General features: G+C 41.7%; 10 protein-coding genes, 1 tRNA gene and 1 other annotated feature. Of the genes, 2 read left to right on the top strand and 9 right to left on the bottom strand.

All coding sequences use genetic code 11. The features are described 5' to 3' along the window. Window positions 1-91 precede the first annotated feature (91 nt). Both ABRT01_RS04040 and ABRT01_RS04045 read right to left on the bottom strand, forming a co-directional pair. Window positions 92-181: transfer RNA gene (locus tag ABRT01_RS04040), tRNA-Ser, on the bottom strand. 104 nt (window positions 182-285) lie between these two features. Further along, on the bottom strand, window positions 286-1,263 hold the full coding sequence (locus ABRT01_RS04045) for an NAD(P)H-quinone oxidoreductase (protein WP_367746374.1): 978 nt from the start codon (window positions 1,261-1,263) through the stop codon (window positions 286-288). Between the two features lie 143 nt (window positions 1,264-1,406). Here ABRT01_RS04045 and ABRT01_RS04050 point away from each other — a divergent pair, with 143 nt between their 5' ends. After that, a complete protein-coding gene (locus ABRT01_RS04050) occupies window positions 1,407-2,756 on the top strand; it encodes an MATE family efflux transporter (RefSeq protein ID WP_367746375.1) in 1,350 nt (449 codons plus the stop codon). A 104-nt stretch (window positions 2,757-2,860) separates the two neighbouring features. On the opposite strand, the gene serS is transcribed toward ABRT01_RS04050, so the two are convergent. From serS to guaB, 5 genes are all read right to left on the bottom strand, one after another. After that, complete coding sequence (gene serS / locus ABRT01_RS04055) at window positions 2,861-4,135, bottom strand: serine--tRNA ligase (RefSeq protein ID WP_367746376.1); 1,275 nt, start codon at window positions 4,133-4,135, stop codon at window positions 2,861-2,863. A 71-nt stretch (window positions 4,136-4,206) separates the two neighbouring features. Continuing rightward, window positions 4,207-4,416: a binding site (T-box leader), on the bottom strand. Between the two features lie 146 nt (window positions 4,417-4,562). Further along, window positions 4,563-5,168 carry a pyridoxal 5'-phosphate synthase glutaminase subunit PdxT gene (gene pdxT / locus ABRT01_RS04060; protein WP_269410790.1) on the bottom strand — a complete coding sequence of 202 codons (606 nt, stop codon included), beginning with the start codon at window positions 5,166-5,168 and terminating at the stop codon, window positions 4,563-4,565. A gap of 15 nt (window positions 5,169-5,183) precedes the next feature. Further along, the gene (pdxS, locus tag ABRT01_RS04065; RefSeq protein ID WP_269410789.1) at window positions 5,184-6,068 is read right to left on the bottom strand and encodes a pyridoxal 5'-phosphate synthase lyase subunit PdxS; all 885 of its coding nucleotides are present in this window, start codon (window positions 6,066-6,068) and stop codon (window positions 5,184-5,186) included. A 60-nt stretch (window positions 6,069-6,128) separates the two neighbouring features. Beyond that, window positions 6,129-7,469 carry a serine hydrolase gene (locus tag ABRT01_RS04070; RefSeq protein ID WP_269410788.1) on the bottom strand — a complete coding sequence of 447 codons (1,341 nt, stop codon included), beginning with the start codon at window positions 7,467-7,469 and terminating at the stop codon, window positions 6,129-6,131. A 168-nt stretch (window positions 7,470-7,637) separates the two neighbouring features. Beyond that, window positions 7,638-9,107, bottom strand: a complete 1,470-nt coding sequence (gene guaB, locus ABRT01_RS04075; protein ID WP_269410787.1) for an IMP dehydrogenase — start codon at window positions 9,105-9,107, stop codon at window positions 7,638-7,640. Window positions 9,108-9,271: 164 nt separating this feature from the next. Between guaB and ABRT01_RS04080 the strand changes: the two genes are divergently transcribed. Continuing rightward, window positions 9,272-10,222, top strand: a complete 951-nt coding sequence (locus ABRT01_RS04080; RefSeq protein ID WP_269410786.1) for a YaaC family protein — start codon at window positions 9,272-9,274, stop codon at window positions 10,220-10,222. 39 nt (window positions 10,223-10,261) lie between these two features. On the opposite strand, the gene gyrA is transcribed toward ABRT01_RS04080, so the two are convergent. Together gyrA and gyrB are read right to left on the bottom strand one after the other, a co-directional pair. Then, entirely contained in the window at window positions 10,262-12,787 is a 2,526-nt protein-coding gene (gene gyrA, locus ABRT01_RS04085; RefSeq protein ID WP_269410785.1) for a DNA gyrase subunit A, read from the bottom strand. Window positions 12,788-12,907: 120 nt separating this feature from the next. Then, window positions 12,908-14,833, bottom strand: coding sequence for a DNA topoisomerase (ATP-hydrolyzing) subunit B (gene gyrB, locus ABRT01_RS04090; RefSeq protein WP_269410784.1), 1,926 nt, complete (start codon window positions 14,831-14,833; stop codon window positions 12,908-12,910). Between the last annotated feature and the right edge of the window lie 116 nt (window positions 14,834-14,949).

The following is a 14,949-nucleotide window of genomic DNA, read 5'->3' on the forward strand; positions in this document are numbered from 1 at the left end:
ATTTGTCAAGGGACGGTTCTTCTGTCCCACTATTTTTTTACATGGAAGAAAAAAACTGGGACAAGGTGCCTGTCACCTTGTCCCAGTTCAAAGGAGGTAGAGGGATTCGAACCCCCGCGCGGTTTGACCCGCCTGTCGGTTTTCAAGACCGATCCCTTCAGCCAGACTTGGGTATACCTCCGTAATCGACAAGAATTAATATATCATGGCTATACCTATCATGTCAACGTGAAAATGCCAAAATCCATGATAATTCTACAATAAATCTTGTCGAATAATGTATGCTTATGCTAAATCAATGACGATTTTACCAATATTTTTGTTGGCCTCCATGTGTCGATGTGCGTCCTGAATTGCAGTTAAAGGGAAAACCTGGTCAATAATCGCCTTTATTTTCTTTTGGGCAAATAGTGGTAGTGCTTTTTCGGCAAATTCTTTGGTTAATTGTTGTTTGTAAACGTCACTTCTAGGTGTCAATAATGTTGCCTTTAGATGAATTCGTTTGGCCATTAGCGACATGATATCCACTTTTTTGACGACTGATCCACCCAGCACACCGATCAACACCCAGCGTCCATCTACCGCAATGCTGTTTAGGTTTTTATTCCAATAAGATGCACCAATAAAATCAAGAATCACATCGACACCGGCTTGATTTGTCACCTTTAATACTTCTTCGTCAAATTGTTGTTCTCTATAGTTGATTCCGACATCCGCACCAAGGGATCGACAATAATCCAGTTTTTCTTTGGAACCAGCAGTGGTAATAACCTTTGCGTTGGTCAATTGCTTGGTTAATTGGATTGCGGCTGTACCAACTCCACTACCACCAGCATGAATTAATACGGTATCCTGGTTGGTCAGATTCCCCAACCAAAACAATGTCTGATAAGCTGTGAGGAACACTTCCGGAATTGCCGCCGCTTCTTGAAATGACAGGGCATCGGGAATAATCATCGCCCGATTAGCCGGCATGACAGCATACTCAGCATAACCGCCACCGTTTACTAATCCCATAACCCGGGTACCAATTTCTATATGGCTATCAGCACCAGCATCCACCACGACACCGGCAACTTCAATGCCAAGGATCGGGTTCGTCATATAGACAGATCCTTGTTCCCGCGTCATGATATCTGTACGGTTGATCGCACATGCTTTGACCTGAATAAGCAGTTCATCATTGTCTATCTTCGGTTTGGGCCGATCGGTAATCTGTAATTGCTCCGGTCCGCCAGGGTTTGATACAACTACTGCTTTCATGATTGATTGCTCCTTTATTATTTGAGTTAATAGTATCATACTAAAATATTTCATAAAGACAAGCAACTATTGGAAAACAGTTTAATGGACTATTACTATAGGAAAAATTAAAATGGAGATATTATGCAATCGGGGTGATCTTGATGAGCATGGTAAATCAACGATTGGATACCCAGTCAGTAGCTAAAAGCTTTTTTCAATACTTTATTCCAACACTGCTTGGCATGATGCTAATGTCAGTCAACATTGTCGTGGATGGTATTTTTGTCGGGAATGGTGTCGGTTCGGTCGCCCTGGCCAGTGTCAATGTAGCTGTTCCGGTGTTTTCCATTATTATCTCCATTTCCTTGCTTATCGGAGTTGGCGGGGGAACGATCTATTCGATGAAAATGGGTGAAGGTAAAACAAAACAAGCACAGCAGTTGTTCACCATAGCCTTTGCGCTATTAACCACCATAACCGTGATTATTGCTGTTATTTGTTATTGGAACATGGAGAACATTGCGCTGCTTTTCGGTGCAAATGAGGAAACTTTGGACTATGCGGTTGATTATATGCGTGTCTTATTTATTTTCTCATTGATCTTGGCATGGGAAAATTTTTTCAGTATTTTTGTACGTAATGACGGTGATCCACAACTCGCCATGATCGGTCTGGTTGTCTCCGCCTTACTTAACATTGTCCTCGATTATTGGATGGTCTTTATTTTGAAGCTTGAGGTAACCGGGGCAGCACTGGCAACCGTGATTGCTACGTTAATTGGTCTGATTATTTATCTGTTCCACTTTTTCAAAAAGGGAACAGCTTTAAAGTTTACTCGCCTGCATTGGGATAAAACCGCTTTGAAACGAATTAGCACGATCGGTGTGCCTAGTTTTCTTTCCGAAGCAGGAACGGGAATTTTTGTGATGGGTTATAATATTGCAATTGCCCATTATGCTGGTACAACAGGCCTTGCTGCGTTTTCTGTGATTAATTATTTGCATACCTTTATGTTTTTGGCCTTTATCGGTATCGGGCAGTCTATTCAGCCGATGATTAGTTATTACCATGGGGCAAAGCAGGATGCGTCCATCAAGCAAACCGTTAAAATATCGGAAATTACCGGGCTTATTCTTGGTCTCATCTTCTTGGCGATCGGCTATGTTGGGGCAGACGTATTAGTAGCAATTTTTGGAGTAACTGATGAAGCAACTGCTAAACTTGCAACTAAGGGGATAAAACTATTTTTCCTTGGCTATTTGTTTATGGGCACCAATTTTATTTATATGACCTATTACCAGTCAATCGGTTATGTACGACCAGCGATCGGCATTACACTGTTCCGCGGGTTTATTTTATTGATTGGAGCACTCTACATCTTGCCACTTTGGTTTGGTACAACTGGAGTTTGGCTAGCCCTGCCAGTAGCGGAAGGATTAGTTGCCATTACCCTAATATTCTTTTCCAGGGGTGGCGTTATGGGAAAAAGAACGCAATCACCTGGGTATTAACGATATAATAGGAAACCCCCAGAATGTGGAAACTCCGGGGGGCTTCATGTTTCTACTTTAACAACGCATGAATGGGGTGTTCATCGGAAACATCACTGAATGATTCACTTTATATATTCTTTTCCACCCATGTAAGGCTGCAATACTTCCGGAACTGCAACAGAGCCATCTTCCTGCTGATAATTTTCCAGGATGGCTGCAACGGTTCGGCCCAGTGCCAATCCAGACCCATTTAAGGTGTGGACAAATTCCGGTTTTCCATTCTCCTCACGACGGAAGCGGATACCCGCACGTCTTGCTTGGAAATCCTCAAAGTTAGAACACGATGATATTTCCCGGTATGTTTCCTGGTTTGGAATCCACACCTCAAGATCGTATTTTTTTGCAGCTGTGAAACCAAGATCACCGGTACACATGCTCATCACCCGGTACGGCAATTTCAATAACTGCAACACTTTTTCAGCGTGACCAGTTAATGCTTCCAATGTCTCATATGAATCCTCTGGTTTGGTAAAATGCACAAGTTCCACTTTATTAAATTGATGCTGGCGAATCAGACCGCGTGTATCGCGACCGGCAGAACCTGCTTCAGAACGAAAACAGGCACTAAAAGCAACGTATTTTTTTGGCAGATCGTTTTCCTTTAAAATTTCTCCACGATAATAATTGGTTACTGGTACTTCTGCGGTCGGAATCAGGAAATAATCCCAGTCTGATATTTGGAATGCATCTTCTTCAAACTTCGGCAATTGCCCGGTTCCCGTCATACTTGTACGATTAACCATATACGGTGGCAACATTTCCTCATAACCATGTTCATCGGCATGCAAATCCATCATGAAGTTAAGCAGGGCCCGTTCCAAGCGTGCACCCAAGCCTTTATAGTAAACAAATCTGCTACCCGTTACCTTTCCAGCCCGTTCGAAATCAAGAATATTAAGATCAGTAGCGATATCCCAATGTGGTTTTGCGTCAAATGCGAATGTTGGGAGGTCTCCCCATTGACGAACTTGCACATTATCATCCTCATCTTCACCAACCGGTACACTTTCATGAGGGATATTAGGGATAGAAAGCATCATGTGTGATAGTTTTTCTTCAATTTCCTTTAGCTCTGTATCGAAGGCTTTAATTTGCTCACCAACCCGACGCATCTCTTGAATGACAGCATCGGCATCTTTTTTTTCTTTTTTCAAAGCAGATATCTGTTGGGAAGCTTCATTACGTTTTGCTTTTAATTGTTCCGTTTCGGCAATTAATTGGCGACGTCTTGTATCAAGTTCACCGAATTTCTCCAGTTCCGATAAATCCTCACCCCGATGGGCAAGTTTTCCTTTTACCTCATCAAAGTTATTGCGTAAATACTTCATATCAAGCATTTCCTTTTCCTCCTATTTCAATCTGTTTAGTTCCAGCAACTTTCTCATTAAAAAACTCCCGTCCCTAATAAAATAGGGACGAGAGTTTTTTCCCGCGTTACCACCCTTGTTGAAGATAACATCTTCCGGCTCCAATCATAACGGTGATTTAACCGGGTTTACCTACTTAATTCAGCAAACCAGTTCAAGGATGGATTCGCAGTATGTTTGCATCGATTCACACCAGCCATCGACTCTCTGTTAACAAATGATACTGTTACTATTCCTATCATTACTTTTATAATCCTTTATTACCTAATATGATAGCTAACTTGCCCTTATGAAGCAAGTGTTTTTAAAAAGCTAAGAAAGTATAAAAATCCAGCCTACATTCAGCTTATGCCAGAATAGGCCCCGTCCGGCTCCAGCGCCCAGCGGCTAGCAAACTTCAGGTTTGTACGCCGCTAACCGGGCGCTTACGCCTTTGTTCTGAGTCTTCCACTATTTGAGCAAAATATTCCATAAACCGGTTATCATCGGTTAATTCTGGGTGAAATGCAGTACAAATATAATGCTCTTGTTTGGCTGCAACGATTTTATCGTCATACGTTGCCAGCACTTCAACACCATCGCCAACTTCCAATATGTATGGCGCACGGATAAAAACGGCATTGAAGTCCTCGGCAACATGGCTAATCGGCAATTGGACTTCAAAGCTGGCCACCTGACGTCCGAATGCATTTCTGGCTACCTTCATATTCATTAATCCTAAATGAGCCTCTTGCCCGGAGATTTCATTTGCCATTAGGATCAGTCCGGCACAAGTACCAAAAATCGGTTTTCCCTTTGCACCAAATTCCTGGATCGCGGTAAAAAAACCATAGCTATCAATCAGCCTGCGCATTGTCGTACTTTCACCGCCAGGCAGGATCAACCCATCAATTTCTTCCAGCTGCCCTTTATGCTTTATTTCTACAGCTTTTGCCCCGGTTGCTTCAATGGAACGAATATGCTCACGTACAGCACCCTGTAATGCCAGTACACCTATTATCATCGGTATTCCTTCCTTCTATTCACTGCGATCCTGCATACGGTCGCCAGCTGCAAGTGTACTCATTTCAATTCCCTTCATTGCTGTACCAAGTCCTTTGGATAGCTCAGCAATTAATCCATAGTCTTGATAATGGGTGGTTGCTTCCACGATTGCTTTGGCAAACCGTTCTGGATTATCTGATTTAAAGATACCGGAACCAACAAATACACCGTCTGCTCCTAGTTCCATCATTAATGCCGCATCACTCGGTGTCGCAACCCCACCTGCAGCAAAGTTAACAACTGGAAGTCGGCCTTCTTCACGAATTTGTAATAGAAGTTCATATGGTGCGCCGATTTCTTTGGCATAAGTCATGACCTCATCCGCTGACATTGCCGTAAGCTTACGGATTTCTGATTGCACCTGGCGCATATGACGAACTGCTTCGACGATATTTCCTGTTCCCGGTTCCCCTTTTGTCCGTAACATGGATGCACCCTCACCAATTCGACGCGCTGCCTCGCCTAAATTACGGCAACCACAAACAAATGGCACGGTGAAATCTGATTTTTTTAAATGATAAACTTCATCAGCTGGTGTTAACACTTCACTTTCATCAATATAGTCTACACCCATCGCTTCCAATACGCGGGCCTCAACAATATGACCAATTCGTGCTTTCGCCATTACCGGAATGGATACCGCGCGCAAAACTTCCTCGGTGACTGTTGGGTCAGCCATCCGGGCAACACCTCCTGCAGCACGAATATCGGATGGAACACGTTCTAACGCCATAACAGCAACTGCCCCTGCTTGTTCAGCTATTTTAGCCTGCTCAGCGTTCACCACATCCATGATAACGCCACCTTTTTGCATTTCCGCCATTCCGCGTTTAACACGATCTGTACCAGTGTTTGCCATTTAGAATTCCCCCTCTTGTCATTTTTCTATCTACTCTATTATAATACGAAATCCTTTATACTAAAACCATCCTTTAACCATATCAACGAGTGATGAAAATAGATTACTGAAAAAACCGCCGATGGAACCAAGCATAAGCATAAACCAATTCTTTTTATCAACTGTTTCCGTTGCGACAATATCAACCTGATCAGAACCAGCTGTATCAGTGATATACCCATAATCATTTTCTCCATTATACTTTACTTCAGCTGTACCAACTTTTTCTCCTTTTTTAATTGGAGCTGTTAACTCACCATTTTCATTTAACTTACGCTTATCAATATGATACTCAAGCGAATACCCTTCTTTATCGCCTTTTTCAATCGGTTGCTTGACTTGCTTGTTGATAGCAATTTCAACTTTATCTTCTTTGCCTTTGGTTACAGGGAGGGTTTTTTGGTCTTTTAGTTGATAACCTTTGGCAAACAACTCTTTATCCTCAAAGTTTTGAAATCCATAGTCAAATAGTTTGGCTGTTTCTTTAAAGCGTGCATTATCATTCTTCGTTTTCATCACCACGGAAATCAGCCGGTGACCATCACGTTCTGCTGTTCCCGTAAAACAATAGCCAGCAGTATCCGTAAAGCCTGTTTTCAGTCCATCTACCCCTTCATAATAGAATTGGGTCAATGAGCTTGCATCTTTTTTATCATGCTTTAACATCCAGTTCCAGTTGGTGATTGCCTGATCTTCAAACTTCGCTTTTGGAATACTGGAAATTTCCAATGCTTTAGGGTAATCCTTAATCAGATTATAAGCAAGTAATGCAGCGGATCGTGCGGACAATAGATTGTCATCATCTGGTTTTGTGCCTTTTGGATGGTTTTTACCCAGGTCTTCATTTGCTAACCCGGTTGCGTTAACAAACTTGTAATCTGGCAATCCCATTTCTTTCGCTTTTTTATTCATTAACTTGACAAAATCACCCTCGGAACCACTAATTAATTCCGCAAGTGCAATCGCTGTACCGTTATCAGAATAAATTGCCATTGCATTGTAAAGATCACGAACCTTATAATCTTTGTTTTGTTTTAAACCTACACCAGAAAAGCTATCATCTGCAGATATGCTATATGGATAATCACTAATCTGTGTGGTTGTATCCCAGCTGATTTGACCTTCATCGATTGCTTCCCATACCAGGTATTCGGTCATTATTTTGGTCATACTAGCTGGAGGAAGGGCCTCATCAGAATTTTTTTCGTAAAGGATTTTTCCCGAATCTGAATCAACCAGAATAGTTGATTCAGCATCAATGTCTACTGCTGCCTGTACTGTAAATGGCTGTACCATAAATGATGTCATTATGACAAGCATGGCGAGTAATATCGATAAATCTTTGCGTAACTTCAATTTCACTTTCTCTACCTCCACCGATAAATAGTATGCATCTTTTGTATTTTACCACATGAAGAGATAAAAAAATAGATAGGGAATCAACCCTATCTATTAAAAATTTTCGTATTGGAAAATCCAAAGAACCAGTGTTGGTCAAAAGCGCTAATCGGGGCGCTTGCATCTTTGTTTTTAAACCGAGTAGTTTGGTGCTTCCTTGGTTATTTGCACATCATGTGGATGGCTTTCGCGCAATCCGGCATTGGTAATGCGGACAAATTGTGCTTCTTCCCGCAATGCGTTAATAGTTGGAGCACCGCAATAACCCATTCCTGAGCGCAGACCGCCAAGCAATTGATGGACTGTATCAGCAAGTGGCCCTTTGTATGCCACCCTGCCTTCAATCCCTTCTGGAACCAGTTTTTTGTTTTCTTCTGATTCCTGGAAGTAACGGTCCTTGGATCCGGCTTTCATCGCACCGACAGAGCCCATACCACGATACACCTTATAACGCCGGCCTTGGAAAATTTCTGTTTCTCCAGGACTTTCCGAAACTCCGGCAAACATACTACCTAACATGACGGCATGTGCTCCTGCTGCAATAGCTTTGACAACATCACCGGAATATTTGATACCACCATCAGCAATCACAGCAACACCATATTTTTCTGCTATTGTCGCACAATCATTAACCGCCGTTATTTGTGGAACACCGACACCGGCAACAACTCTGGTCGTACAAATCGATCCCGGTCCGATACCAACTTTAACAATGGTTACCCCTGCTTCAATCAGATCCTTAGTTCCTTCGGCTGTAGCAACATTACCAGCAATAATATCTAAATCAGGATATGCCTTTCTTATATTACTAATCTGTTCTAATACACCTTTGGAATGACCATGTGCTGTATCAATAACAATTACATCAACACCAGCTTCGACAAGTTTTTCAATCCGTTTCATACCATCCGCAGTAACACCAACGGCTGCACCAACCAACAATCGGCCATGCTCGTCTTTTGCAGCATTTGGAAATTCAATTGCCTTTTCGATATCTTTGATGGTGATCAGACCTTTTAATACCCCTTGTTCATTGATTAGTGGCAGCTTTTCTATTCGATGTTGCTGCAACATTTTTTCCGCTTCTTCAAGAGTAGTACCAACAGGGGCGGTGACAAGATTTTCACTCGTCATCACATCTTTGATTAATGTCGAATAATCTTGAATGAACCTTAGATCCCGATTCGTCAAAATACCAACTAATTTTTGCTCCTCCAGACTATTGACGAGTGGTACACCAGAAATGCGAAATTTACTCATCAAGTGTTCCGCGTCATAAACTTGATGTTCCGGTGTCAAAAAGAATGGATTGGTAATTACCCCACTTTCCGACCGCTTTACCCGATCGACTTCTTCCGCCTGTTCCTCAATCGACATGTTTTTATGAATGACACCCAGGCCACCCTGACGTGCCATAGCAATCGCCATACTTGATTCAGTAACGGTATCCATACCTGCACTAATCAATGGTGCATGAAGCTTTAACTTATTCGACAATTGTGTCTGTAATTTGACTTCCTTGGGCAGGACTTCTGATTTAGCCGGGACGAGCAACACATCGTCAAATGTTAATCCTTCTTTGGCAAATTTATCAGTTCGCATGATTTTTCCTCCTTCTTGATAGTTGCGGTGTATATTTCAATTCACTGGGATAAACTATTTATTGTTATATACAATACGGTATCCAAAATACTTTTTCAATAAAAGTTTTTTATACACAAAAAGAAAATGGATTCATAATATTTTAAGCATTGAGGTAGAACAACATGTCCAAACAAGATTTAGCACTATTATACCTATACCTGCAATCTCAGGACACAGCCCAACGGTATTTAGAGCAGCATTACAAGGAACTTACCGGTGTCGAAGCAAAGGCAAAAAGCTACGAAAATTGTAACCCGTTTATTTACTATCTTGATCATGGGCAGCAGTTCATTACAGCCAGTCACAACTCACCAATGCTGATGCAGCCAATATTATTATTTTATGGATTGACTCATTTACTAAAGGCATGTCTCTTAACAAGAAGACCAGATTATCCCGAATCTACTTCTATCCTTGCCCATGGTGTTTCAACAAGAAAACGGAAAAAGAAACACTATACCTTTGTCCATGATGAAGTTAAAATCCAGCATAATGGTTTGTTCTCCTATGCTGCCAGGCATCTGTATGATATGAATACCATTCCATTTGAAAAGATAAAGATGAAAAAGTTATTTGCACTAATCCCGGAAATGAATGATTTATGGAGCCTTTCTAATCAGCAAAAATTAGTTGCGATTGGAAAAGCGGACAATAATCGACTTGTTTTTCCTGCAACAACTTTAGATGATTATCATATAACAAAAAAGGCATTCATTCATCGCATTTCCCCACACTTGCCTTATATTCATAAAGTATCACAAACAGTCAATCAAATTCATCTTGAACTGGATAAGCCGATTGCCCAATCGCATGGCCCATTTTTTTGCCATCAAAATGGAACAATCTATTTCCCGTTGGACCGGGAATATTTTTTGACCCTTCCAGAGATATTAATTCATTATTTGCTGCTTTACAATCTAAGTATGATCAGCAGGTATGAGACAGAATGGTGGGGCGAATTGATAACGGGGAAGGCAGATATGGATTATCCCTGGATCAAACATTTTTTGAAAACAGCTGCCGATAAGATTCCTTTTCTTTTGGGACAAGAGCTCGCAATTGGAAATACATGAGAATAAAGGTGACCATGAATGACACAGGTCACCTTTAGATTATTCTTCATCGTCATCATTTTCATCTATTTTCTCTGCCGGTTTCGTTTCTTCGTTGATTACTTCCTCATCGTCACTTTCTTCTTCTTCGTCTTCGTCTCGTTCTAGTATTGTAACTGTAGCAACTTCCTCTTCATCGTGAAGACGAATCAGGCGGACACCTTGTGTATTTCTTCCTGTTTCTGAAATACCGCCGACCGGAATACGAATTAACACACCCGCAACAGTAATTAACATCATATCCTCTTCACCGGTAACTGCCTTAACAGCAACTACATGTCCGGTCTTTTCTGTTACGTTACAAGTGAAGATTCCCTTACCGCCACGATTTGTTACCCGGTATTCTGCTTCAGGTGTTTGTTTTCCATACCCTTTGCTGGTAACATTCAGGATTCTGGAACCTTCTTCAAGAATCTCCATGGAAATCACTTCATCATCACCACGTAATGAAATACCTTTGACGCCAGCTGAGATACGTCCCATTGAACGAATTTGGTCTTCAGGAAAGCGAATAAGATAACCATTTCGGGTGCCAATCATAATATGTTTATTCCCATCGGTTAAACGTACAGAGATTAATTCATCACCCTCGCGAAGATTCAAGGCAATTAACCCGCCCTTTCGTATATTAGCGAATTGTGACAAACTCGTCCGTTTGGAAATGCCATATTTTGTCGTGAAAAAGAAATACCAGTCGTCAGAAAACTGTTCAATCGTAATCACTGCATTTACCCATTCATCCGGTTCGATCTGCAGCACATTAATAATAGGAATTCCTTTGGCTGTCCGTCCAAATTCAGGTATCTCGTAACCTTTGACCTTGTATACTTTCCCTTTATTCGTGAAGAAAAGTACCGTATCATGGGTGGAGGTGGACACTAAATGTTCGACAAAGTCATCTTCATTTGTCCCCATTCCTTGTATTCCCCGGCCACCACGTTTTTGCGTACGATATGTCGACGATGGCAGGCGTTTAATATACCCCTTGTGGGTTAGCGTAATGACGATATTTTCTTCCGGAATTAAGTCTTCATCCTCGAAAAAATCAGCGCCGCCAACCATGATTTCCGTCCGCCGGTCATCGCTGTAGCGCTCTTTTATTTCAGTTAACTCTTCACGGATGATCTCAAGCACTTTTTCATCATCAGCCAGAATCGCCTTCAATTCCTCTATTAGTTTGACTAAGTCATTATATTCGCTTTCGATCTTTTCCCGTTCCAAACCGGTTAGTCGTTGCAAACGCATATCAAGAATTGCCTGTGCCTGTTTTTCTGACAACTTGAAGCGTTCCATCAAGCCATCACGGGCAATATCGGCTGTTTTGGAGTTGCGAATAAGTGAAATAACTTCATCAAGATGATCAAGTGCTATCCGCAATCCTTCCAATATGTGTGCCCGGGCTTCTGCTTTTTTAAGTTCAAATGCCGTACGACGTTTAATGATGACTTTTTGGTGATCCAAATAGTGTACCAGGCATTGTTTTATCGTTAATACCTTTGGATGTCCGTCAACCAGTGCCAGCATATTGATTCCAAATGTTGTTTGAAGTGCTGTATATTTATATAAATTATTCAACACCACATTTGGATTGACATCACGACGTAATTCAATGACAACACGCAGACCATTTCGATCAGATTCATCGCGTAAATCAGTAATTCCGTCAATCCGTTTATCCCTGACAAGTTCAGCAATCTTTTCCACTAATTTTGCCTTGTTTACCTGGTAAGGCAGTTCAGTTGCAATGATCGTTGCCTTGCCATTTGCCTGTTCCTCAATATTCACTTTTGCCCGAATCGTGATCGATCCTTTTCCTGTTTCATACGCCTTGCGAATACCACTGAGTCCAAGAATTTGACCTGCAGTCGGGAAGTCGGGACCATGGATATAGTTTTCCATTAATTCTCCAATGGAAATTTCCGGGTCTTTACTTATAGCCAGAACTGCATCAATTGTTTCACCCAAATTGTGCGGCGGAATGTTTGTCGCCATCCCGACAGCAATTCCCGATGTCCCGTTAACAATCAAGTTTGGAAAGCGGGAAGGAAACACAATTGGCTCGCGTTCTGTACCATCATAGTTATCCTGGTAATCAATGGTATCCTTATTGATGTCGCGAAGTAACTCCATTGATATTTTGGACATACGCGCCTCTGTATATCGCATTGCCGCTGCCGAATCACCGTCAACGGACCCAAAATTCCCGTGTCCATCAACAAGCATATACCGATAACTAAAATCCTGTGCCATCCGTACCATTGATTCATACACGGCAGAGTCACCATGTGGATGATACTTACCGATTACTTCACCGACAATACGAGCGGATTTTTTATATGCTTTATCCGCATGCATACCTAAATCGTTCATCGCAAATAATATTCTGCGATGAACCGGCTTCAAACCATCACGCACATCAGGCAATGCACGTGACACAATTACACTCATTGCATAGTCAAGAAAGGATGTCCGCATTTCCTGACTAAGATTCACTTCCTGAACATTTGGACGTTGTTGATCCGCCATCTACTCTACCTCCTGATTCAGACCCCCGACTTCTACTGGTCACCGGATTATCTTCTGGTTAAGAAATTCAGACTCTGTTCTGCTTATGCCGGCTCCAGCGCCTTTGTTCTTATGCATCAATTAAATATCCAGGTTCTTCACATATTGCGCATTTTCCTGGATAAAGTTCCGTCTTGGTTCTACTTTGTCACCCATCAGGATATTAAACACCTGATCCGCATCAATCGCATCTTCCAGTTCCACTTGCAGTAATGTTCTGGACTCCGGATTCATGGTTGTTTCCCATAACTGTTCGGCATTCATTTCACCAAGACCTTTATAACGTTGTAAACCTGGTTTTGGTACCTTGGGAATTTCCTCCAAAATACGATCCAATTCCTTATCATCATAAGCATAGTGGGCTATTTTACCTTGCTGGATTTTATAAAGCGGTGGCTGAGCAATGTAAATATAACCATTTTCAATTAATGGACGCATATACCGATAGAAAAAGGTTAATAATAATGTCCTGATATGCGCACCATCCACATCTGCGTCGGTCATGATTACTACTTTATGATAACGTGCCTTGGTGATATCAAAATCCTCCGCAATTCCGGTTCCAAGAGCAGTAATCATCATTCGTACTTCATTATTCGACAAGATCTTATCCAATCGGGCTTTCTCCACGTTTAGAATTTTCCCACGTAGCGGCAGGATCGCCTGAAAATGCCGGTCACGTCCTTGTTTTGCAGATCCACCAGCGGAATCTCCCTCAACAATGTATAATTCACTTATTTCAGCGTCACGGGACGAACAATCTGCAAGTTTTCCCGGAAGATTGGAAACTTCCAAGGCACCTTTTCTACGGGTTAATTCACGTGCCTTCTTAGCTGCCATTCGTGCCCTTGAAGCCATCAAACCTTTTTCCACAATAATCTTTGCAGTTGTTGGATTTTCAAATAAAAAATTGGAAAAGGATTCACTAAAGGCCGCATCGGTAACCGTACGAACTTCGCTATTGCCTAGTTTTGTCTTTGTTTGACCTTCAAATTGCGGGTCAGGATGTTTAATGGATACGATCGCAGTCAACCCTTCACGTACATCATCACCTGTCAAATTCGGGTCATTTTCCTTAAACAGGCTATTCTTTCGCGCATAATCATTAATCACCCGTGTCAGCCCTGTTTTGAAACCAGCCTCATGGGTGCCACCTTCATAGGTATGAATATTATTGGCAAACGAGTAAATATTACTGGCAAAGCCATCATTGTATTGGATAGCTACTTCGACGATAATATTCTGTTCTTCCGTTTCAGCATAAAACGGCGGGTGCAGTACTTCTTTCGTACGATTAATATATTCAACATATGACTTAATCCCGCCTTCATAGTGAAAGGTCACGGGTTCTTCGTCTGTACGTTTATCTTCTAATGAAATCCGAATTCCCTTATTTAAAAAGGCTAATTCACGAACACGCTGCTGTAAGGTGTCAAATTCAAATGCCGTTGTTTCCGTAAATATTTCCGGGTCAGGCTTAAAGTGGGTAATTGTACCAGTAATCTCTGTTTCACCAATTACTTTAATTCCATCCTGTGCAACACCCTTTTCAAAAGCCAAAAAGTATATTTTGCCATCCCGATGGACATACACTTCCAAATTGCTTGATAATGCATTGACAACTGATGCTCCAACACCATGCAGACCACCGGATACCTTATAACCGCCACCGCCAAATTTCCCTCCGGCGTGCAAGACAGTCATGATTACTTCCAGTGCAGGTTTGCCTGTTTTCTTTTGAATATCAACTGGAATTCCCCGGCCATTATCTTTTACTGTGACGCTATTATCCTTTTCGATAATGACCTGGATATGATCACAAAAGCCGGCCAAAGCCTCATCAATACTATTATCCACAATTTCCCAAACCAGATGATGTAAGCCTCTTTCACTCGTTGAACCAATATACATACCAGGCCGTTTGCGAACAGCCTCAAGCCCTTCAAGTACCTGGATCTGATCTGCATTATAGGCTTGTTTATCTGATACTCTGTTGTCTATTGACATTTTTTCACCCACATTTCTTCATACAAGAGTCATCTCTAATATTCGTTATATCGTATACAGCAAGACCGCTGTTATTTTCTTTTTATAAAAAAGTATAAATTCATGGTTTTATAAAC

Origin of the sequence: Lentibacillus sp. L22 (assembly GCF_040812445.1) — a bacterium.
In the GTDB taxonomy this organism is placed as follows: Bacteria; Bacillota; Bacilli; order Bacillales; family Amphibacillaceae; genus Lentibacillus_C; species Lentibacillus_C daqui.